The 23657-nt window shown below is 56.1% G+C and carries 17 protein-coding genes and 3 tRNA genes; 15 read left to right on the top strand and 5 right to left on the bottom strand.

The features are described 5' to 3' along the window. From CUC53_RS16305 to CUC53_RS16295, 3 genes are all read right to left on the bottom strand, one after another. A partial coding sequence (locus tag CUC53_RS16305) for a YncE family protein (RefSeq protein WP_236757947.1) occupies positions 1-2042 on the bottom strand: 2042 nt, incomplete at its 3' end. A gap of 4 nt (positions 2043-2046) precedes the next feature. After that, the gene (locus tag CUC53_RS16300; RefSeq protein WP_100295105.1) at positions 2047-2496 is read right to left on the bottom strand and encodes a hypothetical protein; all 450 of its coding nucleotides are present in this window, start codon (positions 2494-2496) and stop codon (positions 2047-2049) included. A gap of 204 nt (positions 2497-2700) precedes the next feature. Further along, on the bottom strand, positions 2701-3222 hold the full coding sequence (locus CUC53_RS16295; RefSeq protein ID WP_100295104.1) for a DUF2062 domain-containing protein: 522 nt from the start codon (positions 3220-3222) through the stop codon (positions 2701-2703). Positions 3223-3249: 27 nt separating this feature from the next. Here CUC53_RS16295 and CUC53_RS16290 point away from each other — a divergent pair, with 27 nt between their 5' ends. The 12 genes from CUC53_RS16290 (at position 3250) to CUC53_RS16235 (ending at position 16485) form a co-directional block, all read left to right on the top strand. Next, positions 3250-5448: a DNA internalization-related competence protein ComEC/Rec2 gene (locus tag CUC53_RS16290; RefSeq protein ID WP_100295103.1), complete on the top strand. Its 2199-nt coding sequence runs from the start codon at positions 3250-3252 to the stop codon at positions 5446-5448. Positions 5449-5477: 29 nt separating this feature from the next. Next, the gene (msbA, locus tag CUC53_RS16285; RefSeq protein ID WP_100295102.1) at positions 5478-7241 is read left to right on the top strand and encodes a lipid A ABC transporter ATP-binding protein/permease MsbA; all 1764 of its coding nucleotides are present in this window, start codon (positions 5478-5480) and stop codon (positions 7239-7241) included. After that, entirely contained in the window at positions 7241-8245 is a 1005-nt protein-coding gene (lpxK, locus tag CUC53_RS16280) for a tetraacyldisaccharide 4'-kinase (protein ID WP_100295101.1), read from the top strand. Before msbA ends, lpxK begins: the two co-directional genes overlap by 1 nt. A 66-nt stretch (positions 8246-8311) precedes the next feature. Next, positions 8312-8500 carry a Trm112 family protein gene (locus CUC53_RS16275; protein WP_100295100.1) on the top strand — a complete coding sequence of 63 codons (189 nt, stop codon included), beginning with the start codon at positions 8312-8314 and terminating at the stop codon, positions 8498-8500. Continuing rightward, the gene (gene kdsB, locus CUC53_RS16270; protein ID WP_100295099.1) at positions 8497-9258 is read left to right on the top strand and encodes a 3-deoxy-manno-octulosonate cytidylyltransferase; all 762 of its coding nucleotides are present in this window, start codon (positions 8497-8499) and stop codon (positions 9256-9258) included. The genes CUC53_RS16275 and kdsB overlap by 4 nt, the downstream gene beginning before the upstream one ends. Positions 9259-9469: 211 nt before the next feature. Next, positions 9470-10114: a UvrY/SirA/GacA family response regulator transcription factor gene (uvrY, locus tag CUC53_RS16265; RefSeq protein WP_100295106.1), complete on the top strand. Its 645-nt coding sequence runs from the start codon at positions 9470-9472 to the stop codon at positions 10112-10114. Between the two features lie 111 nt (positions 10115-10225). Beyond that, complete coding sequence (gene uvrC / locus CUC53_RS16260; protein WP_100295098.1) at positions 10226-12079, top strand: excinuclease ABC subunit UvrC; 1854 nt, start codon at positions 10226-10228, stop codon at positions 12077-12079. A gap of 219 nt (positions 12080-12298) precedes the next feature. Next, the gene (pgsA, locus tag CUC53_RS16255; RefSeq protein ID WP_100295097.1) at positions 12299-12853 is read left to right on the top strand and encodes a CDP-diacylglycerol--glycerol-3-phosphate 3-phosphatidyltransferase; all 555 of its coding nucleotides are present in this window, start codon (positions 12299-12301) and stop codon (positions 12851-12853) included. A gap of 180 nt (positions 12854-13033) precedes the next feature. After that, positions 13034-13109, top strand: a tRNA-Gly gene (locus CUC53_RS16250). 35 nt (positions 13110-13144) lie between these two features. Continuing rightward, positions 13145-13218, top strand: a tRNA-Cys gene (locus CUC53_RS16245). Positions 13219-13260: 42 nt separating this feature from the next. Next, positions 13261-13347, top strand: a tRNA-Leu gene (locus CUC53_RS16240). Positions 13348-14010: 663 nt separating this feature from the next. After that, entirely contained in the window at positions 14011-16485 is a 2475-nt protein-coding gene (locus tag CUC53_RS16235) for a glycogen/starch/alpha-glucan phosphorylase (protein WP_100295096.1), read from the top strand. 127 nt (positions 16486-16612) lie between these two features. Here CUC53_RS16235 and CUC53_RS16230 read toward each other — a convergent pair whose 3' ends face one another. Then, on the bottom strand, positions 16613-17806 hold the full coding sequence (locus CUC53_RS16230; RefSeq protein ID WP_100295095.1) for a class I SAM-dependent methyltransferase: 1194 nt from the start codon (positions 17804-17806) through the stop codon (positions 16613-16615). Between the two features lie 348 nt (positions 17807-18154). On the opposite strand from CUC53_RS16230, the gene CUC53_RS16225 reads away from it, so the two are divergent. Beyond that, positions 18155-21370, top strand: a complete 3216-nt coding sequence (locus CUC53_RS16225; protein WP_100295094.1) for an ExeM/NucH family extracellular endonuclease — start codon at positions 18155-18157, stop codon at positions 21368-21370. Positions 21371-21533: 163 nt separating this feature from the next. Further along, positions 21534-21806 carry an acylphosphatase gene (locus CUC53_RS16220; protein WP_100295093.1) on the top strand — a complete coding sequence of 91 codons (273 nt, stop codon included), beginning with the start codon at positions 21534-21536 and terminating at the stop codon, positions 21804-21806. A gap of 130 nt (positions 21807-21936) precedes the next feature. Here the strand turns inward: CUC53_RS16220 and CUC53_RS16215 are convergent, their stop codons facing one another. Continuing rightward, positions 21937-23103 (bottom strand): thiolase family protein, encoded by a 1167-nt coding sequence (locus CUC53_RS16215; protein ID WP_100295092.1) that lies wholly within the window; start codon positions 23101-23103, stop codon positions 21937-21939. Between the two features lie 122 nt (positions 23104-23225). Here CUC53_RS16215 and CUC53_RS16210 point away from each other — a divergent pair, with 122 nt between their 5' ends. Continuing rightward, a complete protein-coding gene (locus tag CUC53_RS16210) occupies positions 23226-23621 on the top strand; it encodes a MerR family transcriptional regulator (RefSeq protein ID WP_167386780.1) in 396 nt (131 codons plus the stop codon). Positions 23622-23657 lie beyond the last annotated feature (36 nt).

The following is a 23657-nucleotide window of genomic DNA, read 5'->3' as shown; positions in this document are numbered from 1 at the left end:
GCGCCTCGCTGATTGCCGCCCACAAAGCAGGCGAACCTGTGGTGGAGGAAGGCACCGGCTGTGTGCTCTGCCATCGCATCACCAAAGTGGAAGATGCGGGCGGCAATCAGCGAGGCGCCGCCCTGCTCGAACATGTGGGAGCCCTTGGGCAGATCCAGCTGGCCGTTCATTACCTGCTGGGGCATGTGGCAGCCCTGACACCATTGGCCAAACGCTTCCCCTTCGGTTTCGCGGGCCAGCGCCTGCACCACCTTGTAGTAGGGGTGGGAGTTGCCCATCAGCCGGTGGTTGCTCTCGCTCCAGTCCTTGAAGGCCTGTTGGTGGCAGTTCTGGCAGGAGGCGGAGTTGAGCCACGCCTTCGGGTGAGTGGTCGGCGCCTTGGCCGGATCCGTGCGCGGAGCATCGAGTCGCAGCCAGTTGGCGAGATAGGGGAGGTTGCCATCGGCAGTGACGAAGGCGTGTAAGTCCTCCATCATCGCCTTCACCTCGGGCTGAGGCTTGGCAGGGTCAACCGCCTCGGCGCCATCGCGGGTGTCATGGCCCATGCCACCCTGGGTCTGCTGGGTCATGCGCAGGTATTCGCCGATAAAGTCCCCCGCCACCATGTTGGCGAGGTTGGCGTGGCCGTTGATGGCGTTGTCGCCGCTCTTCTGGCGATGGGCCGCCATCAGATAGCGGTTGGTGAAGTTGAACCCGTCCAGATGGCAGGAGTTGCAGCTCATCCAGTTGTCCCCCGCCATGGGGAAGCGTGAGTTGGCGCCGTTGTTGCCAAGCGTGTTACCAAGATGGAACAGTCGCTCGCCGCGCTGAAGCGGCTCGGGGCGCGGATCCGTCTCTACCAGCTTGGCGAAGTGGGGCACATCGACGGTGACTCGGGCAAATGGGCCGCTGCCACCACTATTGAGGCGGGTAAGATCCTGCCCCATGGCGTTGTGCACCAGAATATGGTCACCATCGATCAGCAAATCCCGTGGATTCTGGCCCGGCAGGTGGCGCAAGAGCTGGGTCGCCTTGGCGCCCCCCTGAAACTTCTTGCGGCGGTGGCGGTTGTTGTTGGATTTGCCGCTGCGGGAGAGATCAAACACCAGCAGATCTTCCGAGCCCGCCAGGGTCAGATAGACCCGCTTGCCGTCGGCGGCGAAGCGGGCGGCAAACGGGTTGGAGACGATCTGGCTGCGGTTGCCGACGCTGGGCAGGTTGATCTGCAAAAAGAGCTGTTTTCTTTCATCGACCCGCTCTTTCTCCTCATCGAGATCGATGATGGAGACCGCCGGAAAGACGGTGCTCTGAAACTGGAAGGGGTGGCTGAAGCTCCACAGCACGTGGGGCAGCCAGGCTTCGCTGCCATCGGGGGAGAGGGCGATGCCGTCCAGCAGGCGCGGCAATCCCTGAGAGTCGCTCGTTTTTCCACTAGGAGGCACGCTATGGGTCTCGGCCAAGGTGATGAGCTTGGGCTTGGGAAGCGAAGATCCCTTGGCGCCGTGGCCAAGCTTGGCGAGATCATAGATGGCGAGCTGGCCGGTCATGGCGTGGGTGAGCAACAGGCGATCGTTGTCGGTCAGAGCCAGCCCGCGGGGAGTCTCGGCGGTTGCTGCATCCAGCTGGAGGTTGCCGGCGGTGTCGTAGGCTTGCAGGCGAGCTGATTCGAACAGCGTGACCCAGAACCACTGCCGCTTGGCATCGAAGATGACCCCGTAGGGGCGATGGCCGGTGGGGATCGCCTTTTCCAGGGTGAGATCATCATCCAGCAGCAGCAGGCGATCGCCACTGTAGTCGGTGACCAGCAGGGTGCCGTCATCGGCGCGGGCAAGCTGGCGCAGATCGCCCCCCAGCCGCACCTCTTTCAGCCGCTTGCCGCTATCGCGCTCAAGCAGGGTAACCGAGCCTGCGCTCAGGTTGGCGGTGACGAGGCGCGGGGCGCTTCCCTCTTCATAGGCAAGCATCCCAGCGCCCATCTGCTGGGCAAACGCGAAGGGGCTGGCCAGCAGCAGGACGAGGGCCAGCAGGGGTGACAAATATGCAGAGAACGATGACTTCAACATGGTGTCAGGAGCGCCATTTCAAGATGGTCCAGCGCCAGGCGTGGCGCAGCACCAGAGGAGTTAACGCCAACGCGCTCAGCCAGTGGGCCCAACTGGCGAGGTTGCCCATGGTATCGCCCGGCGTGCCGTGCAGCACCAGCAGCAGGCCGCTGGCCAGACAGACCAGCAGCAAGGCTTCGATAAACCGTCCTGTGCTGCGCAAAAAGGGCTTGTTGCTACGGTTCAGTAACGCGCGATGGGAGAGCCAGAAGGCGCCAAACAGCAGGGGAAACAGGGTGAGTGAGAGCATCACATGCAAAAACAGATTCCAGCGTGCCAGCGACCAGAGCGGGGTCAGCGGCTCCCACAGTAGCAGGCCGGAGCAGAACATCAGATAGAGGGAGCCCTCGGCGGCCTGATGGTGATAGGCCAGCCACTGCCAACATGGTCGGGGTGAGAGGGAAAGGGGTGTCATATACAGCTCCAACACCGAGCCATATCTGGCTCGGAGGGGCAAGTTTATAACGTGGTAAAGATAATGAAAAGAGTTATCAATTAGGTGGTTGATGGATAAATGCTGAATAAAAACAGGCTGTAAGTGATGTGGGTAGCGAGGTCACGCCACGTGATGCCACTGGCCACTGATCGTCGCGCTGGCCCTTTGCGATCCGTCATAGGCTTATCCCACGGAACGCAGGGTTCTGCGCATGTGCCACTGGCGCACGGTGCTCAGGCGCCAGCAAAGGCGGGTCAAGGTGTAGCCCAATATGGCGCTCAGCAGTGCCAGCACCAAGGAGCCAAGCAGCAGTGGAGAGGCCACGGTCTCCAAAACAGAGGCCAGCCATGCCCAAGTGAACTCGATGGCGATGGGCTCCGAGGGGTGACCGAGTAGCGCGCAGCCAGTCAGGTAGGCGCCATAGAACAAGGGGGGCATGGTTAATGGATTCGAGAGCCAGACCAGCGCCACGGCAAGGGGCACGTTGACTCGACAAAAGATGGCCCCCCCTGCCGCCAGCAGCATCTGGCAGGGAAGGGGGATCCACGCCATAAAGAGACCGACCGCGCATGCCCCTGCCGCTGAACGACGATTCAGGTGCCACAAATTGGCATCGAGCAGGCGTGGGCCAAATAGGCGTAAGTGCTTGTGTTGCTTCAGGGTTGCTGGATCTGGTAGCCAGCGGGTAATGAGGCGTTTGGGCATATTGAAACCTTGCTAAATACTTACTCCATGGATCTGCGTCTATTGTCGTTTGCCCTTGGGGCAAGCTCCTCACTGCTGTGGCCATGGTTACCTTCACTGGCATGGGGAGGCGTGCTGCTGTGCCTGCTCGTTCCCCTTGCATATTATCGCGCTTGGCCGCTATGTTTTGTGCTGCTCGGTATGCTCTGGATGCAGGTCAGTCTCTGTTGGCAACTGGGGTGGCTGACCCAGTTAGCGGACAAACACCGGCATATCATCACCGCCCAGCTACAAAGCGCAGAGCCAGAAGGGGATGAGTTTACCCGCCTGACTCTGAATATACGGCAACTGGATGGCCAATTTGTCCGATCGTTGCCACTGATCCGAGTTAATGCCTATCTGCCGCTGCCTCCGTTGCCCAGCGGTAGTGTATTGACCTTTGCAGGATCATTAAAACCGGCCCACGGTCTTGCGAATGAGGCGGGGATGGATGGTCGTCGCCTGCTACTGGGCAAAGGGATCACTGCCACCGGAAATATCAGTCGCCTCATCGACATTGAGCCAGCAGAGCCCAATTGGCGTGATCGCTGGTTGAGCCGCGCGGCGAACAGTTGGCAGTCGCTGGCCCACGGGCCGTTGCTGGCGGCGCTGACGTTTGGCGAGCAGGCTGGCATCACCGATGCGCAGTGGGCGCTGTTTCGTGGCAGCGGCTTGACCCATATTATTGCGATATCCGGTCAGCATATTGCATTAGTTGCAGTGCTTGGCTGGTGGTTGGGGCGGTTAGTGGGGCTGCGAACGGCCTTGGTGACCGCCCTGCTGTTTGCGGCTATCTACAGTGCCTTGGCTGGGTTTGCCGTGGCCACCGAACGGGCATTGATCATGGTGCTGGTCTGGAGTGTGTTGCGCGGGTGTCAGCGTGAGTGGCCTGCCTATCGCATCTGGTTATGGGCGTTTGTGGTGCTGACCTGGTGGGACCCCTTCGCACTCTACTCGGCGGGGTTCTGGCTCTCGTTCTTGGCCGTTGCCATCTTGTTGCTGGCCGGATACTGGTACCGCAAACCGAATCTGTGGCAGATCCAACTCTGGCTGCTGCTTGGCTTGTTACCGTTGCAATTAGCCCTGTTTGAGGGGATTGCCCCACTGGCCATGGTGATCAATCTCGTGGCGGTGCCGCTGTTTTGTCTGGCCATCATCCCCTTGGCGCTAATCGGTGTGCTAGTGGCACCGATCTCTGGTGTTTTGGCCTATGGCTTGTTCTGGTTGGCTGATTTCGGTTTAGAGGGGGTGATGGTCGGGTTGAGCTGGCTGGGGGATCGCTTGCAGCTCTGGTGGCCACTGTCTGGTCAGTGGCTCCCGTTAGGATCACTCGCTTTGCTGCTGTGGTTAAGCGTCAGGTGGCGGGCGGCGCGCTGGCTGTGGTTCCCAGCGGGCATGGCGGTGTTGCTGACGTGGTGGCCCGCCCCTGCCCGCTGGCAAGTCCGGGTATTAGATGTGGGGCAGGGGTTGGCGGTGCTGATCACCCGAGGGGATCGGGCCCTGATCTATGACACCGGGGATCGTTACCCAGGTGGCTATAACATGGCGGATGCGGTGATCTTGCCGCAACTCAGCCAGCTGGGGATCTCGGTCATTGACCGACTGATCATCAGCCACCAAGACCGGGATCATGCAGGTAACCGCGACCGCTTATTAGCGGCGCTGACGGTGCGCAGTGAGCTCTCTTCCTATCCCTTTGATAGCAATACCCAAGGCTGCCAGCGAGGGCAACATTGGCACTGGCAGGGGTTGGAGTTTACCGTTTTGTGGCCCGAGCAAGCGGGAGGCAGTGGTAATAATGACGGCTGTGTGGTGCAGATGCGCGATGGTAACACTCAGGTGTTGCTCAGTGCCGATATTGAGCGGCAAGCAGAGTTGCGGCTGGTCGCCCTGGAGGGGGCGGGCTTAGCCAGTACCTTGCTGGTGAGCCCGCACCATGGCAGCCGCACCTCATCGACCCCAGCGTTTGTGCAGGCCGTTGCGCCGCGCTATGTGGTGCACAGCGCTGGTTTTATGAATCGCTGGGATTTTCCACGCCCTGAGGTGGTGGCGCGTTACCAAACCGCTCGCCAATGGATCACTGGTCATGATGGTGCCATCCTGATTGAACCTCGCGGTGATGGCCTCGCCATTCGGGCCGAGCGGGACCATGGCCCTTGGTATCGACGCAGTGGCGCTTGGTGGAAACCCAAGCTTTGGCTAGAATAGCCCGTCATTTCCCTTACGAACGGCGATTCATGCAACCAGAAATTTCACAACCGAGCTGGCCTGTCTTCAAACGGCTGCTTGGCTATGTTCGGGACCGCAAGCTCGGCTTAGTCGGCGGCATCATCGGGATGCTGGGCTATGCCGCGGTAGATACCACCTTTGTTTACTCCATCAAACCGCTCATTGATCAAGGTCTTAATGGCAACGACAGCAACGTATTGAAGTGGATGCCCTTCTTCGTGCTGGGCATTGTGGCGCTGCGCGGTTGCGCCAACTTTTTATCCAATTACTGCATGGCATGGGTCGGTAATCATGTGGTGATGCGGCTGCAACAGCAGGTGTTTAACCATTTAATGGCGATGCCGATGAGTTTTTTCGACCGCCAGAATACCGGTAACCTCTTGGCCAAAGTGACCTACGATGCGGGCCAAGTCTCCTCGGCAGCCAGTTCCACCTTGGTCTCGTTGGTGCGCGAAGGGGCGACCGTCATCGGCCTGCTCGGTCTGATGTTTTGGCACTCGTGGCAACTGTCGGTCATTTTTCTGGTGGTCGGCCCAGTGGTGGGGGTGATTATTGGCTTGATCAGCCGCCGTTTTCGCAAGATCAGTCGCCACATTCAGCAGGCGGTTGGGGATATCACCACCTCGACCGAGCAGATGCTCAAGGGTCACAAAGAGGTGTTGATGTTTGGTGGCCAGCAGGTAGAGGAGCAGCGCTTCTTTCGGGTCAGCAACCGGATGCGGCAACAGACCATGAAGATGGTGGCGGCCGATGCCATCGGTAGCCCCATCGTGCAGATGGTGGCCTCGGTTGCACTGGCGGTATTTCTCTACGTCGCGACCATTGATAGCGTCAAGGCTACCCTGACGGCGGGCACCTTTACCGTCATGGTCACCTCCATGATGATGCTACTCAAGCCGCTAAAAAGCCTGACTGACGTCAATAACCAGTTTCAGCGCGGCATCACCGCGTGTCAGAGCCTGTTTGGTTTGCTCGATGCCGCACCCGAAGAGGATACCGGTAGCCGCACCTTGGCGCGGGCTAGCGGTGAGATTGAGTTTCGTAACGTCACCTTCACCTACCCAACCAAAGAGACGCCGGCGCTGCACAACGTCAGCTTCAAGGTGGCGGCAGGTAAATCTGTGGCGCTGGTGGGGCGTTCTGGCTCAGGTAAAAGCACCATTGCTAGCCTGTTGACCCGTTTTTACGACATCGATCAGGGGGAGATCTTGCTTGATGGCGTCAATATTCGTGAATACCGCTTAAGTGAGCTGCGCAAGCAGTACGCGCTGGTCTCTCAACATGTGCATCTGTTTAACGACACGGTGGCTAACAACATTGCCTACGCGGCAGAAGAACGTTATAGCCAAGAGCAAATCCAGCAGGCGGCGCGTATCGCTCATGCCGATGAATTTATTTGCAAAATGCCGCAAGGCTACGCCACCTTAGTGGGCGAAAATGGGGCCTCACTCTCCGGCGGGCAGCGTCAGCGCATTGCGATTGCCCGAGCGTTATTGCGGGATGCGCCGGTGCTGCTGCTCGATGAAGCGACCTCGGCCCTCGATACCGAGTCTGAGCGCCATATCCAAGCGGCGATTGATGAATTGTGTAAGGCGCGCACCTCGCTGGTGATTGCCCATCGCCTCTCGACCATCGAAAAAGCGGATGAGATCTTGGTGATCGATGAAGGCCGGATCGTCGAGCGTGGTAACCACGAGGCCCTGATGGCCCTGCAGGGGACCTACGCCCAACTGCGTGCTATCCAGTTTGGCAACATGGGCAACCCAGCCTGATGCTGGCGCGCCTGTGGTATGGCCAGAGTGGGTGGCGTTGGTGGCTGGCACCCTTGGCCCTGTTGTTTGCGATGATCAGCGGTATTCGCCGTTACGCCTATCGTCACGGCTGGTGTCAGAGCTATCGCTCCTCGTTGCCCGTCATCGTGGTGGGCAATATTTCGGTGGGGGGCAACGGCAAAACTCCTGTGGTGGTCTGGCTGGTGGAGCAATTACAAGCACGCGGTTTTCACCCCGGGGTGGTCAGTCGTGGTTATGGCGGCAAGGCCCCCTATTATCCCTACCCGCTTGATGTCACCACGACCCCCGCAGAGGCAGGGGATGAGCCGGTGTTGATCGCGCGGCGCTGTGGCTGCCCCGTGGTCGTTGCCCCCAAGCGGGCGGAGGCGGTGCGCCTGCTGGAGCAGCGCGGTGAGGTGGATATCATCATCACCGACGATGGTTTGCAGCACTACGGCCTTGCGCGCGATATCGAGCTGGTTGTGGTCGATGGGGTGCGCCGCTTTGGTAACGCCTGCCTGCTGCCAATGGGTCCGTTGCGTGAGCCGGTTACTCGGTTAAAGAGGGTCGATGCCATCTTGTGCAACGGCGGTGCGCCTGCCCCAGGGGAGTATGCCATGGGCTTGGTGGCGAATGAGCCACGGCGGGTGTGTGATGATGCACCGTTGATGGCGGCGCTATCGACACCGATTGATGCGATGGCGGGCATTGGTCACCCGCCCCGTTTTTTTGCCACCCTGACGGCCTTGGGATATCAGTTAGATCAACAGGTGGCGTATGACGACCATCACCCGTTTGCACGGGATGAGCTGGTCGAACGTTTTGCCAGTAAGCCACTGCTGATGACCGAGAAAGATGCCGTTAAGTGCCGCGAGTTTGCGTTGGAGAATTGGTGGTATCTGCCGGTCAGCGCCGCGTTACCCAGTGCGCTGCTCGATAGCCTGTTACACAAACTGGCTGAGAGCGGACGCGTAGCGAAGGGGCGTGTTGGTCGCAGATCATGAAGATCAGGCTGCCTGGCGAGATCACTGGCTGGGCTGCGTTTATCAGTTCATTAAAGGAGTTTCATTTTGGCACTGGATATTAAGTTACTCGACATCATTGCCTGCCCCGTTTGTAAGGGAAAGTTGCACTACAACAAGGGACTTGAAGAGCTGGTTTGCCGCTTTGATAAACTGGCTTATCCGCTGGAGGAGGGGATCCCGGTGCTCTTGGAGAATCGGGCGCGTCAGCTCAGCAGTGACGAGTTGCCATCATGAGTTTTGTGGTCGTCATCCCTGCTCGCTATGCCTCGACTCGGTTACCGGGCAAGCCACTGGCGGATATCCATGGCAAGCCCATGGTGCAACATGTGGTGGAAAAAGCGCGCCAGTCAGGGGCGGATCGGGTAATTGTTGCGACCGATGATGAGCGGGTGCAGCAAGCCTTGATGCCTGTCGTTGCAAGCCAAGGCATCGAGGTGTGTATGACCTCTGCTGATCACCAATCCGGCACCGAACGCTTAGCCGAGGTATGTCGTTATTACGGTTTTAGTGCAGAGACCATCGTGGTCAATGTGCAGGGCGATGAGCCCCTGATCCCCCCCGCCATCATTCGTCAGGTTGCCGATAATTTGGCGAGTGCCGCTGCGCCGATGGCCACCTTGTCAGTCCCGATTGTGGATGCCGAGGAGGCGTTTAATCCCAACGCGGTGAAGGTTGTGACAGATAAAGACGGGTACGCCCTTTATTTCAGTCGTGCCACGATCCCTTGGGACCGAGATCGCTTTGCCAGTAGCCAAGCGCAGGTGGGGGCATATTATCAGCGTCATATTGGTATCTATGCGTACCGCGCGGGTTTTATTCAACGCTATGTTGCGTGGGCTCCGAGTGCCTTGGAACATGTGGAGGCGTTAGAGCAGCTACGGGTGCTTTGGTATGGGGAAAAAATCCATGTGGCACAGGCGCTCGAAGCGCCTGCGGTTGGGGTGGATACCCAAGCAGACCTCGACAAAGTACGCGCATTGTTAGCCACCTAAATGGGGTAACAGTGACCGAGAAAACGGTGCCTGAGTGCACCGTTTTTTTATGCCTAAAATTTACTTAACTGATTGATTTAAAGATGTTATTAATGCTATTTGACAAACTTTCTTTGGCCAGAGTTTGCCAAACCAGCTAGTTTGGTTATGATGCAAGGCGCCCTGTTAACCCTAACGGGGTGGCTACAACAAGATAAAACGGGGTGTGCGGGTGATAAATGTATTCCTGGTCGATGATCATGAGCTAGTGCGTACAGGGATAAGACGCATTCTGGAAGATGTACGCGGGATCAAAGTCGTGGGTGAGGCGCAAAGTGGCGAAGCTGCCGTTACCTTTTGCCGTCAGAATCACCCTGATGTGATCTTGATGGACATGAATATGCCTGGTATTGGCGGGCTGGAGGCAACCCGAAAAATCCTACGAGTGCGGCCCGACGTGCGCATCATCGTGTTGACCATTCATTCTGAAAATCCGTTTCCTACCAAGGTAATGCAGGCTGGCGCCTCAGGTTATCTGACCAAAGGGGCAGCGCCTGACGAGATGATCCACGCCATTCGCTTGGTTCACTCAGGCCAGCGTTATATCTCGCCAGAGATTGCCCAACAGATAGCCCTTAGCCAATTTGCATCAGCGGATGAGAATCCGTTCAAATCGCTCTCCGAGCGGGAGTTGCAGATCATGATGATGATCACCAAGGGGCAGAAGGTGACGGAGATCTCTGAGCAGCTTAATTTGAGCCCGAAAACGGTCAATAGTTACCGCTATCGCCTGTTCAGCAAATTGGGGATCAGTGGGGATGTGGAGCTGACCCATTTAGCGATTCGCTACGGTATGTTAGATGCCGATACCCTGTAATGTGGGATCGGGTGATTGAGTGGGCGGCATCAGCCGCCTTTTGTTTTTTAGCGGCGCAGGACGGTATGCTCAGCATCATCTCGTGTGTCTATTGATAGAGTTGAGTTGCCGATGTCTCCTTCCTCCGAGCCCCAGTTTGATAGCAAGGCATTCTTGAGTGCCGTGACCCACCAGAGTGGGGTTTATCGCATGTATGACAGTGGCGGCACCGTGATCTATGTGGGCAAGGCTAAGGATTTGAAAAAACGGCTCGCCTCTTATTTTCGTGCCCAGGTCGATAGCATTAAAACCCGTACGTTGGTGCGTCAAATCGCCGATGTGCAAGTGACGGTGACCCATACCGAGACGGAAGCACTGATCCTCGAGCATAACCTCATCAAGCAGTACCAGCCCCGTTACAACGTGCTGCTGCGGGACGACAAATCTTATCCTTGGATCATCATCACCGCGCACCAGCATCCACGTATTGGCGTCCATCGCGGCGCCCGCAAAGTGAAAGGTGAGTATTTCGGTCCATACCCTTCCGGTGGGGCTGTGCGCGAAAGTTTGCATTTGATGCAGAAGATTTTTCCGGTGCGCCAATGTGAGGATGCGGTCTATGCCAACCGCACTCGCCCGTGCCTGCTTTATCAACTGAAACGGTGCGCTGGCCCTTGTGTTGCAGGTTTGGTGAGCGAGGCTGAATATGCCCAGCAGGTAGCACTGGCTACCTTATTCTTGGCGGGGAAGAACCAGCAGGTGGTGGCTGAGCTGGTTGGCAAGATGGAGTCCGCCAGCGATGCGCTGCGTTTTGAAGAGGCGGCCCGCTATCGGGATCAAATCCAGGCACTGCGGCGGGTGACCGAGCAGCAATCGGTCAGCGGCAATGTCCTCGATGATCTGGATGTGGTGGGGGTGGCCTTCGAACAGGGCTGTGCCTGCATTCATGTGCTGTTTATCCGTCAGGGCAAGGTGCTGGGCTCGCGCAGCTACTTCCCGAAAGTGCCTGCCGACACCCCGCTCGATGAGGTGGTGCAATCCTTTTTGCTGCAGTTTTACTTATCGGGCTTGGGGGGAAGGCAGATCCCAAGTGAAGTGCTGCTCGATGTCGCGTTAGAAGACGAAAACCTGATTGCCGATACCTTAAGCCACACTGCGGGTTACAAGGTGAGGGTAGTGAGCCGCACCAGAGCCGAACGGGCTCGTTTTATCAAGCTCGCAGCTATCAATGCACAGACCGCATTGCGCTCTCGCCTCGCTCACAAAAGTACCGCCCTCGCTCGTATTAGCCAATTAGAAGAGTTGTTGGAGCTATCCGCACCGATTACGCGGATGGAGTGTTTTGACATTTCTCACACCATGGGCGAACGAACCGTGGCCTCTTGCGTGGTGTTCAACCGAGAGGGGCCGCTTTCATCGGAATATCGCCGTTTTAACATCGACGGTATCACCGGCGGTGATGACTATGCGGCGATGGAGCAGGCGCTGGAGCGACGCTTTGGCAAGCAGCAGGAGCCGGACAAGGTGCCGGACGTGCTGTTTATCGACGGCGGCCTCGGCCAGTTGCGCCGTGCCGAAGAGATCCTGGCGCGTCAGCTGGAGTTCCTCGGTGGCAAATACCCGCAGCTGGTGGGGATTGCTAAGGGGGTCACCCGCAAGGCGGGGTTGGAGACCCTGATCATGGGGGAGAGCCACGAAGAGCTGCATCTACCTGCCGATATGCCCGCCTTGCACCTTATTCAGCACATCCGCGATGAATCCCACCGTTTTGCCATTACCGGCCACCGGGCGCGGCGTGCCAAGGCCCGAACCAGCAGCAGTCTGGAGGATATTCCGGGGGTGGGCCCAAAACGTCGTCAAGCGTTGCTCAAATATTTAGGAGGCTTACAGGAGGTGAAAAAAGCGAGTGTGGATGAATTGGCCAAGGTACCTGGTATCAGTAGCGAACTGGCTCAGACTATTTATGATGGTTTGCACTCAGCCTGACCGGTCTGCGCCAGTCATAGCCGCAGTGGAACGCTGCTAACTCATTGATGAACAACAGCCGTGACGCGAGGGGGCGGTAAATGTCATAATGACGTGCATCTTAAAAAGTGCGAATAATGTGAATGGTTTGGACGAGCGCCAGAGCGGTTGGAATCGATATCGGCTAAGGCGTACTATCATGTAGTAACGTAGCGATCTACAAAGAAGTGGCTGAAAATAATGACAAATATACCCAATCTGCTGACATTTTTCCGAATCCTACTCATTCCTGTCTTCGTGATCCTGTTTTATCTGCCTTATCAGTGGTCCTATCTTGCGGCGGCGATCATTTTTATCTTGGCGGCGGCTACCGACTGGTTTGATGGTTATCTTGCGCGTAAATTGAACCAATCCACGGCGTTCGGTGCTTTCCTCGACCCTGTCGCCGACAAGATCATGGTGGCGGCCGCGTTGGTCGTTATCGTTGAGCATTACAACACCATCTGGATCACCCTCCCTGCGATGACCATGATTGGCCGCGAGATTATTATCTCAGCCTTGCGCGAATGGATGGCAGAGTTGGGTAAGCGCTCCTCGGTCGCGGTTAGCTGGATTGGTAAATGGAAGACCATGATCCAGATGGTCTCTCTCACCGGGTTGATATGGCAATACAACGTGTGGATGATCTGGCTTGCCTACGTGATGCTCTATGTCGCCACCGTGCTGACCTTCTGGTCGATGTTCCAGTATCTGAAGGCGGCGTGGGGTGATTTAACTCATCACGCTAACCTTTGATGTCACTGAGGTATAAGCGCCATTTCTGATGGTATCCCTGCAAAAAATAGGCAAAGGCGTTAAAATGCTCGAAAAGAGCAAAAAACGCTCGAACGATCAGGTAATTAAATATTTCTGGTTGACTGAACGGGGAACATCGCTAGAATGCGTCCTCGTAGTCAGGCACTTAGCCAGACCAGTGCGGGAATAGCTCAGTTGGTAGAGCACGACCTTGCCAAGGTCGGGGTCGCGAGTTCGAGTCTCGTTTCCCGCTCCAAATTCAGTCATTAGAGAGAACACTCTCTTTTGCATGGCGCGTTAGCAAAGCGGTTATGCAGCGGATTGCAAATCCGTTTAGTCCGGTTCGACTCCGGAACGTGCCTCCATACAGCTCAAGCTTGCACGGCTAGCTTGATACCGATTACGGTGCCCGAGTGGTGAAATCGGTAGACACAAGGGATTTAAAATCCCTCGCTTTTCGAGGCGTGCCGGTTCGATTCCGGCCTCGGGCACCAACTAAACGCAATATATTAAAAGGCCACTTTCTAAGTGGCCTTTTTTATTGGGCAAATAACACTTGCAATAATAACCCCAACTGCGACGGCGGCTTGCTCAAGCAAATATAAATCAGTCCTATTACCCTGCATCATTGTTACTGCTTTGCCCAGTCACCGATTTGCAGAGTACCACGCCTCGTCATCCCCACATAAATCTGATATTAGGAATAAATACCAGCCTGAATGACAGTGTGCATCAATTGGTCTCAGTCGAGTTTCTAATTCATCGAAATAAGGTTGCTATAATAGTACCTTCATATTTGTCTAATATTCCCGAGGCATTAACTTGAAATGGTTTTCAGCGAAATGTTAGAAATGCTTATTTTCTAGTTTTTTCAATTGATAGCAACCACTGAAAACCTATTCAGAAAAACACAGTTTATTATTTTTTATAACTAATTAATTTTTAAAGAAATTAGTTATTTTCATCGACGATTAAAAGAAAGGGCTTTCACCATGATATGCGCTAATCTTATGGGGTGAAGTGTGACGTGTGTTAACTTTTCATACACCGGGTTTCGTTAATATTATTATGTCGGTCCATATTTTTAGATAACAACAGCACTGGCCCCATAAACATGGGATAACAACAATATTATTTGTAACGAAGGAACAGGATTTATGGCTACCAAGAAGCACACAGGTCAGGATCTTCAGCTAGATAAAGATCAGCTCAAAGCGAGCATCGTGCGCCACCTCCGCTCAACCTTGGGTACCAGCGAGCAGAAAGCATCGCCGGATGCTTGGTGGAAAGCGACTGCGGCGGCGGTAAACGAGCAGGTGTACGAGCGTTTGACCCGGACGCAGCAGACTCATTTCAAGAAAGACACTCGCGCGATCCATTATCTCTCTGCTGAATTTTTGATGGGGCGGTTAACCTCCAACAACCTGCACAACCTTTCACTCTATAAAGTGTGTGAAGAGGCGCTAGCTGACCTAGGGCTGGATCTGACCGATCTCTGCGAACAAGAGCCGGACATGGCGCTGGGTAATGGCGGCTTAGGCCGCTTAGCTGCCTGCTTCATTGATTCATTAGCCACGCTGAACTACCCGGCTGTAGGTTATGGCATTCATTACGAGCACGGCCTGTTTCGTCAGGAGATTCAAGATGGCCGCCAAATTGAGCGACCAGACTCTTGGCGTGAGTATGGTAACCCTTGGGAGATCTGCCGCCCTGAATCGGTGCAAGAGATCCCGCTTTACGGTTACGTCGAAACCGTGTTTGGCGATAACGGCGGCCTAAAAAAGGTGTGGCACGCCGGTCGTAAAATCAAAGGGGTACCTTGGGATATTCCGGTCGTTGGGTTTGGTGGCCACACCGTTAACATCCTACGACTGTGGGAGTCTCGCGCGTCTGAGTTTTTCGACTGGGATGTATTTAATGCCGGTGGTTATGTCAACTCGCAGGCTGAAAAAGCCCAAGCAGAGACCATCTCCAAGGTGCTCTACCCTAATGATGAGACCGATGCGGGCAAAGAGCTGCGTTTGATCCAGCAATATTTCTTCTGTGCGTGCTCGATCAAAGACATCATGCGTCGCTACAAGCGGGCTCATGGCAATGACTTTAGTCAATTCGCAGCGCAAATCGCGATTCAGCTCAATGATACTCACCCAACCGTGGCCATCCCTGAATTAATGCGGGTGCTGGTTGATGAAGAAGGGCTGAATTGGGATAGCGCTTGGTCTATCTGCTATCACGTCTTCTCTTACACCAACCATACCTTGTTGCCTGAAGCCTTAGAAAAGTGGTCAGTCCATCTCTTTGAGAAGGTGTTGCCTCGCCATCTTGAAGTCATTTACGAAATCAATGCCCGTTTCCTCGACGAGCTGGTCGAGCCTAAATGGCCGGGAAATGATGCAATCAAAGCCAAGCTCTCCATCATTGAGGAGGGCGCGGTGCGCAAGGTACGCATGGGTAACTTGTGTGTGATTGGCTCCTCCAAGGTCAATGGGGTGGCAGAGATCCACTCTAAATTGGTGAAAGAGGATCTGTTCCCAGAATTTGCGCAGTTGTGGCCAGAGAAGATGTGCAACGTGACCAACGGAGTGACGCCACGGCGCTGGTTGCTGGCATGTAACCCTGAGTTGTCTGCTCTTTATGATGATGCAGTGGGTAACACCTGGCCACTGGCGCTTGATAAGCTGCGTGAGGTGGTGAAATCTGCAGATGATCCACAGTTCCAGCAAAAATTTATGGCGATCAAACGCCGCAATAAAGAGAAACTGGTTAAGGTGATCAAGGCTGAAACTGGCATTGAGGTCAGTGCCGAGGCCATTTTTGATGTGCAGATCAAGCGCTTACACGAGTACAAGCGCCAGCAGTTGAATCTTATCCATATCATGGCGCTCTATCGCCGTCTGCTGACCAACCCAGATTATCAGATGCACCCACGGGTGTTCATTTTTGGCTCTAAGGCGGCACCTGGCTACAAGTTGGCGAAGGACATTATCTATGCCATCAATAAGCTGGCCGACAGGGTCAATAACGATACCCGTATCCAAGGTAAGTTGAAGGTGGTGTTCATGCCCAACTATCGAGTCAGCTTGGCGGAGAAGTTGATCCCTGCCGCAGATGTTTCCGAGCAAATTTCCACCGCTGGCTATGAAGCGTCAGGCACTGGCAACATGAAGTTGGCATTGAACGGTGCAGTCACCATCGGCACGTTAGATGGCGCCAATATTGAGATTGCAGAAGAGGCGGGGGCTGAAAACTGCGCCATTTTTGGTCTCAATGTGGATGAAGTCAAAACCTTGAAGGCACGTGGTTACAACCCGTATGACTTCTACTATGGCAACTCAGAGCTTAAAGCGGTGCTGGATTGGTTTGATACCGACTACTTTACCCCAGGTCGTCCCGGTGAACTGGCTGCTATTAAGCACTCGTTGCTTGAAGGCGGTGACCCGTATCTGACGTTGGCTGATTTCCATTCCTACTCAGAAGCGCACAAGCTCATCGACACTTGGTACCGTGATCCGGCACTGTGGGCGCGCAAAGCCATTATCAACTCGGCCACCATGGGTAAATTTAACTCTGATCGCTCCATCCAAGATTATGTGGATCGGATCTGGAAGTTAACGAACTGCAATGTGGGGTAACGTATAGGTCTGGCGGCCTGATGTCGGTCGCAGACCCTGCACCAGATGACGTTTTTAGGGTGTCGAAATCAGTATGAAAGAAGAAGGCCCGCGCTGCGGGCCTTCTTGATCGTGGACCGTGGGGAGTTTAGCGCGCCCGCACCGCTAGCCCTTTTAGATAGAACCCTTCTGGATACGCGGTCCCGATGGGATGGTCGGACGCTTGAGAGAGCAGTTCCAAGATCTGGGCATCGCGACCAGCATCAAGGGCGGCATCGGCGACAATCTTCTGAAACAGGCTCTGCTCCATCAGGCCAGAGCAGGAGTAGGTCAGTAGCACGCCGCCGGGGGCCAGCAACTGAAAGGCCAGCATGTTGATATCTTTATAACCACGGCAAGCGCCCAACAGCTGGGCTTTGTTCTCGGCAAACTTGGGCGGATCGAGCACGATGACGTCGAACTGCTCACCTCGCTCGCGGTATTCACGCAGCAGCTTAAACACATCGTGCCGGACAAACTGGGTATGACGGGTATCGAGTCCGTTGAGCTCAGCATTCTGACGCGCGAGATCGAGGGCATTTTGTGATAAATCGACGTTGATCACCTCTTTGGCGCCGCCCTTGAGGGCATAGACACCGAAACCGCCGGTATAACAGAAGCAGTTGAGAACGCGCTTACCATGGGTGTATTTGGCTGCGGTAAGGCGGTTATCACGCTGATCGAGATAGAAACCGGTTTTATGGCCGCCCATAATATCCACCAGGATTTTCACCCCGTTGTTCTCTTCAATCACCACCGGCTCGCTTGGGGTGGCGCCATGGATCACGCCTACACGCTCTTTGAGCCCCTCTTTTTTACGTACTGCCACGTCGGAGCGCTCGTAAATGCTGCACTCAGGGTAGAGGGTGCGCAGTGCTTGGGTGATCAGCTCACGCTGAAATTCAGCCCCAGCAGAGAGGATCTGACACACCAGAAAATCGCCGTAGCGGTCGATGGTGAGGCCCGGTAAGCCATCCGATTCAGCGGCACACAGACGATATCCGGTGAGACCTTGGCGGCGGATCAGTTCATCACGGGAGGCTTGGGCATCCTTGAGACGGCGGATAAAAAAGTCGAGATTAACCTGTTCCTCTTTGTCGAATGTCCACACCCGAGCTCGGATTTGCGAGCTAGCAGACCAAGCACCGCGGGCCAGCCACTTGCCCTCGCTCGAATAGATTTCGACGATATCACCGTCGATGGGGGTGCCTTCCACCCGTTCTACTCCCTTGGAGAAAATCCAAGGGTGGCGGCGTAGCAGGGATTTTTCGCGGCCTTTGACGAGATAGAGGTAAGCGCTCATGGGTAGGTGCCGATGGTCAGTGAGAAGAGGGGGCATATTCTAGGGGTAATGACTCCGCTAAGCCAGCCCTTGCGAGTCAGCAGAGCAGACTCGTAGAGAAGGCCAGTATTTCTTGGGTTGCGATGAACGGTTACAAATAATAATAAAGTCATTAAAAAGTGAATATTTTCTGTCACTTAGCCGCCACAAATTTAAGTAATTGTTAGCCATCTCGCGGTCTCGTGCGGTGAAAGTCGGCACAGTAGGGGCCGTCGGTGCTGCACCGCCAAGGTGGTGGATGCGAGCGTGCGGGATGAGAGAAACCGCGGGCACAACGCTCGCTCGTTAGCTAACAAGGAGAAAATATCAATGTCAGTAAGACATTCACTGCTGGCGCTGGCGATCAGTACAGCGTTAGTGACGCAGGCTCAGGCCGAGCTATTTATCACTGAGTATGTAGAGGGCAGTAGCAACAACAAGGCCGTAGAGCTGACTAATGTGGGCAACAGCGCCATTAATCTGGCCGACTATCGGCTGGCACTCTACGCCAACGGCCGTACCTTGGCCGCAGGGCCGACCAACGCTTTGCCACTGCAAGGCACCTTAACTGCAGGGGCGTCACTGGTGTTGGCTCACCCCCAAGCGAGCCCTGCTATCTTGGCCAAGGCCAACCAGACGAGCAGTAACCTCAATTTCAACGGTGATGATGGCTTGGTGCTGTATCGCGGCGCGACCATCGTCGACAGCTTAGGCCAGGTTGGGGTTGATCCTGGCGTGGCGTGGGGCAGCGGTGCTGTGACCACCCTTGACATGACTTTGCGTCGGCTCGCCACGGTCAGCACGGGGCGAACCGATGCCAGCGGTCCTTTCAATCCTGCCGATGAGTATGTCGCGCTGGCCAAAGATGATGCCACAGGGCTCGGTTGCCTGGGTGAGCAAGCCTGTGACAACACTGCGCCGCCCCTTTTTAGCTGCCCTGTTGAGCAACTGGTGCCGGTGCCGTCTATTCAGGGGGGAGGGGATCGTAGCCCCCTCGTACCAGCCGGTAAGTTTGAGTCAGAGCAAGCCTATGCCACCCGTGGAGTGGTGACTCAGGTGGTGCAGGGGCTCTACAAGGGATTCTTTATTCAAGATCCACAAGGAGATGGTGACCCTGCCAGTTCCGATGGTCTGTTTATTCAAAGCAACCAAGTGGGGTCGCAGATCGTGCCGGGGGCCGAGGTGTGCGTGCTGGGTAAGGTGCAAGAGTATTTTAACCAGACCCAGCTCAGTGCCGATGCCATGGTGGTGACTGCTGCGCAGGCTGGGCGGGTGGCGGCGGTGGATTTGGTGATGCGAGATGGTGAAGAGCTACCCGCGCTGCTAGAACGCCATGAAGGGATGCGAGTTCGCTTGGTACTCGCATCGAGCTTGGTGGTGACCCGCAACTTTGGTTTTGATTTCGCCGCTCGGCGCAACAATCTGGCGCTCTCTTATGGTGCGCCCCTGATCAAGGCGACCCAGAAATTTCCCGCCTTAAGTGAGCAGGCCAGCCAGTGGGCTGCCCGTAATGCCCGCAACCAATTGATAGTCGAGAGTGATGGCAAAGCCGCCGATGGGGTGGTGCCTTGGTATCCCGGTTTTGAGGCCGAGCAAGGATATCTGCGCATTGGCGATACCCTTAACAATTTAGAAGGGGCTATTGGCTACTCGCATAGTGTCTTTCGCCTAGTGGCAGATAACCGCATCAGTGCTGCCGATGTGGATCACACCGGCTGGGATCGCAGTGATGTGCCCCAGTTAGCCGAGCAGGGCGATCTCCGGGTTGCCAGCTTTAATGTGCTCAACTTTTTCACCTCGGTGGTCGGCGGCGATGCCAATCCGACCGGCAGTAACCGAGGCGCAACTACGGTGGCGGAGTTTGAACTGCAACGCACTAAGATCGTCAGCGCCATTACGCGCCTCAATGCGGACATCGTCGGGCTGATGGAGATCGAGAACAACGGCTACGGTGAAGATTCTGCCATCGCTAATCTGGTGGCGGCAATCAATGAGGCGTTGCCTGATGAGCAGGATCACTATGCGTGGGTACGTTCACCCGATGGTCAGCCCATTGGCAGCGATGCTATCACCGTGGGGCTTATCTATCGCCCTGCTAGGGTCAGCCTAACTGGGGAGGCCCAACTTATCCTGATGCCACAACAGGTGGCAGAGGCCACTGACCGCAGCGGCAAACTGGTCACCATCAATCAGGGGATGCGTGACTCCCTACGTCAGCAATTTAGCACCGCCAAGGGGGATGCCCCACTGACCGTGGTAGTGAACCACCTCAAGTCAAAGGGCTCGGCTTGTTATGAGGATTACCCCGACTATGTCACGGCTGATCCGCTGGATCTGCAGGGCCATTGCAATGGGCTGCGTGTGTCGGCAGCCAAGGTATTGGGGGAGGCGCTGCAGGATGTGACTGGCGATCTACTGCTGTTGGGTGATCTCAATGCCTATGGCATGGAAGATCCGCTGCGGGTGCTCACCGATTACGACAGTCAGGGCCAGACGCGCCCCATCGTCACTGCAAGTTTTACCCAGCTGGCGGGGCAACCTTACGAACGAGAAGGAAAGCCGGTGCGTAAAGGGGCTGGCTTGATCAATCTCAATACCCGTTTCCACGGTACAGATACTTACTCTTACAGCTATGAGGGGGAGTTGGGTAACCTCGATCATGCGCTGGCTAACCCATCGTTAGCTAACAAAGTGGTGGGCATTGAGGATTGGCACATCAACTCAGCCGAGAGCAACCTGTTTGAATATGGCCAGCGCTTTACCGGCTCCTTGGCCAAAGCGACGGGGCCCTTTAGTGCATCGGATCATGATCCTGTCTTGGTCGCGATCACCTATCCGTTACCCCCAGCAGGGGAGCTGACGTTCGCCACGGCCAGCGCCCAGATTGTGGAGGGGGAGAGCTTGCAGCTGAGCGTCAATCGGCAAGGGGGCAGCTATGGTGCGGCCAGTGTCAGATGGCAGGTTGAGCTAGGCAGTGCGGATGCCAGTGATCTGGGCTTGCTACAAGGCACCCTCAGTTGGCAGGCGGGTGAGCAGCAGAGCCAGCTCATCACAATACCGATCAATAGCGATGATCTCTTTGAAGGCGATGAGCATTTTACCCTGCGGCTGCTTGATGCCAGCGGAGCGAGCTTAGGCTCGCAGCAGCAGGTGCAAGTGACCATTGAGGATAAACCTGCGCCCGCCACCGTGGCCGTCGCGCAGGCTGCCTTGACCGTCAAAGAGGGGCGCTGGGTTGCCGAGATCCCGCTGATGCGCAGTGGCGATCTGAGCAAACCGGCCAGTGCGCGAGTCAGTCTTCATGGCCAAAGCGCCCGCTGGGGCCTTGATTTTCTGCCCGCAGGGCACCAGAGCGTGAGCTGGGCCGCAGGGGAAGGGGGACGTAAATCGGTGAAGGTGCTGATCATCGACGACTGGTTTGCCGAGCCGTCTGAACAGTTTGAGGTCAGGCTCAGTGAGGTGCGTGGAGCAAGCATCGCCCCCGCCGCGCGCACCGAGGTGACCATTGACGATAATGATCACGCTTGGTGGCCGTTCTGGCATTAAAGAACCCGCAGCGGTTGCAGCGGTTAATGATGTCGCTTGCACAAGACGGAGCGTAAACGGGGTCGGCATCAATGGGATTAGGAGTACCCAGCATGCCTGCCCTGTTTAGCGCAGGGTAAAAGATACTCCCTTGCGGGGATCATGTTCACAGAGGAGCTGGGTCATGGTAGAGCAAGCCTTGATGGTGCGGGTGTGGGGGAAGGTGCAAGGGGTAGGGTTTCGCTACTTTACCCGTGAGCAGGCCCTGCTCTTGGGGCTGCGCGGTTATGCCTGCAATCAGGCCGATGGCTCAGTGGAGATCCTCCTCTGTGGCCCTGCGCCAGCGGTGCAACAGATGCGGGAGTGGCTAGCCCATGGTCCCCCCACGGCGAGGGTCACCCAGATCACATCTACCACAGCCTTAGCGCCTGAGGAGTCGGGCTTTTATTGCCGTTAATCGCAACAATGTCAGCAATAAGATGAAAAGTGACGGGAGCCATGATGGCTCCCGTTAATATTGCTGCTAGCCAGTATTAAGCAGTGTCGCCCCAGCGGATGGCTTGGCAATGGTGACAAGAGGCAGTCATCTAGTTATCGAGCTCCAGCGCGATAGCCGTTGCCTCTCCTCCGCCGATACACAAGGTGGCGATGCCACGGCGCAAGCCTCGTTGGCGTAGGGCCGTCAGCAGGGTCACCACAATGCGGGCGCCACTGGCGCCAATTGGATGGCCTAGCGCACAGGCGCCCCCGTGCACATTGACCTTATGATGGGGAATGGCACAACCGGCCATGGTGAGCAGGGTGACCATGGCGAATGCCTCGTTAATCTCGAACAGGTCGACCTCGTCGACCGACCAGCTCAGGGTCGTGAGTAAACGTTTAATCGCGCCAATGGGGGCGCTGGTAAATTCTGCCGGTGCGCCGGCATGGCTCAGATAACCGACCACTCTGGCCAGCACCGGTATCCCTGCTTGCTGCGCGGCGGTGCGGCTCATCAAAATGAGCGCCGCTGCACCGTCAGAGATTGCACTGGCATTGGCTGCGGTGATCGTACCCTGTGGGCTAAAGGCGGGGGATAAGTGCGGGATCTTCTCTACTTTTACTCTCCTAGGCTGTTCATCGGCCGCCAGCAACAGCTGCCCTTGATGAAAACAGGGTGCCAATTCGTCGGCAAAAGATTGCGCTTGCTGCGCGGCGAGGGCTCGCGTTAACGAGGCGATGGCAAAGGCATCCATTGCGTCACGAGTAAGTCCTGCGCGATCGGCACTGCGCTGGGCGTGTACCCCCATCAACTGGCCGTCATAAGCATCTTGTAAGCCATCAAGAAACATGTGATCAAGCAGAGCCTGGTGCCCCATGCGATAGCCGGTGCGGGCTTTGTCCAACAGATAGGGCGCGCGGCTCATGCTCTCCATGCCACCCGCGATGACGATCTGGTTATCCCCAAGTCGTATGCTATCGGCCCCCAGCATCAGCGCCTTCATGCCGGAACCACACACTTTATTGATGGTGGTCGCCGGTACGTGCTGGGCTAAGCCGGCGTTCAGTGCCGCCTGTCTGGCGGGGGCTTGGCCGACGCCTGCCCCCAATACATTGCCAAGATAGACCTCATCAATTTGCTTGGCGCCGAGTTTGGCCTCAGTGAGTGCAGCCCTGATGGCACAGGCGCCCAACTCTGGTGCGCTGAGGGCCGATAGTGCCCCTTGAAAGGCCCCCATGGGGGTACGCTTGGCGGCTACGATTGCGATCTCCATCGCGTCTCTCCTTCCCTGTTAGATAGCCATAACATAGGCTGACCTAGGTAGCGGAACAAGGGTTGCAGTGCCGTTAACGTTTCGGTAAGGTGCCAGCCAAGACAGACCGCCAAGACCGTATTATGAGCCGATATCAAGATGACACTCGCAGTTACAGCATTAGCGAGCTGGCCCGCGAATTTGACATCACCACGCGCAGTATCCGTTTTTATGAAGATCAGGGCTTGCTCACCCCCGCTCGGGAAGGTCAGAATCGGATTTATAGCAAACAAGACAGGGTGCGATTAAGGCTTACGTTACGTGGTAAACGGCTTGGATTTAGCCTCGCGGAGATCCGCGAGTTATTTGACCTTTATGATGCCGATAAGAGCAGTCGAACCCAGTTGCAGACCATGGTGGGGCTCGTGACCGCCAAGCGGGAAGCGCTGCAACAGCAGATGGACGATATCAGAATGGTATTGTTGGAACTTGATGCTGCCGAACAGCGCTGCCAGCAGGCACTCAGACAACTGACTTAGTTCGACTCCTTTGTCCCAGATGACAAAAAAGCCACT

Origin of the sequence: Aeromonas cavernicola (genome assembly GCF_002795305.1) — a bacterium.
Classification (GTDB): domain Bacteria; phylum Pseudomonadota; class Gammaproteobacteria; order Enterobacterales; family Aeromonadaceae; genus Aeromonas; species Aeromonas cavernicola.
Note: the sequence above shows the minus strand (reverse complement) of the source record. Positions and strands in the feature narration are given on the sequence as shown.

What these genes read in the sequence shown, in the direction of transcription:
- CUC53_RS16290 (WP_100295103.1), top strand. Translation starts at nt 3,250, where the DNA reads ATGGATCTGCGTCTATTGTCGTTTGCCCTTGGGGCAAGCTCCTCACTG.
- pgsA (WP_100295097.1), top strand. Translation starts at nt 12,299, where the DNA reads ATGACAAATATACCCAATCTGCTGACATTTTTCCGAATCCTACTCATT.
- CUC53_RS16230 (WP_100295095.1), bottom strand. Translation starts at nt 17,806, where the DNA reads ATGAGCGCTTACCTCTATCTCGTCAAAGGCCGCGAAAAATCCCTGCTA.
- CUC53_RS16235 (WP_100295096.1), top strand. Translation starts at nt 14,011, where the DNA reads ATGGCTACCAAGAAGCACACAGGTCAGGATCTTCAGCTAGATAAAGAT.
- lpxK (WP_100295101.1), top strand. Translation starts at nt 7,241, where the DNA reads ATGCTGGCGCGCCTGTGGTATGGCCAGAGTGGGTGGCGTTGGTGGCTG.
- CUC53_RS16210 (WP_167386780.1), top strand. Translation starts at nt 23,226, where the DNA reads ATGAGCCGATATCAAGATGACACTCGCAGTTACAGCATTAGCGAGCTG.
- CUC53_RS16215 (WP_100295092.1), bottom strand. Translation starts at nt 23,103, where the DNA reads ATGGAGATCGCAATCGTAGCCGCCAAGCGTACCCCCATGGGGGCCTTT.
- CUC53_RS16225 (WP_100295094.1), top strand. Translation starts at nt 18,155, where the DNA reads ATGTCAGTAAGACATTCACTGCTGGCGCTGGCGATCAGTACAGCGTTA.
- CUC53_RS16295 (WP_100295104.1), bottom strand. Translation starts at nt 3,222, where the DNA reads ATGCCCAAACGCCTCATTACCCGCTGGCTACCAGATCCAGCAACCCTG.
- uvrC (WP_100295098.1), top strand. Translation starts at nt 10,226, where the DNA reads ATGTCTCCTTCCTCCGAGCCCCAGTTTGATAGCAAGGCATTCTTGAGT.
- CUC53_RS16220 (WP_100295093.1), top strand. Translation starts at nt 21,534, where the DNA reads ATGGTAGAGCAAGCCTTGATGGTGCGGGTGTGGGGGAAGGTGCAAGGG.
- kdsB (WP_100295099.1), top strand. Translation starts at nt 8,497, where the DNA reads ATGAGTTTTGTGGTCGTCATCCCTGCTCGCTATGCCTCGACTCGGTTA.
- CUC53_RS16300 (WP_100295105.1), bottom strand. Translation starts at nt 2,496, where the DNA reads ATGACACCCCTTTCCCTCTCACCCCGACCATGTTGGCAGTGGCTGGCC.
- msbA (WP_100295102.1), top strand. Translation starts at nt 5,478, where the DNA reads ATGCAACCAGAAATTTCACAACCGAGCTGGCCTGTCTTCAAACGGCTG.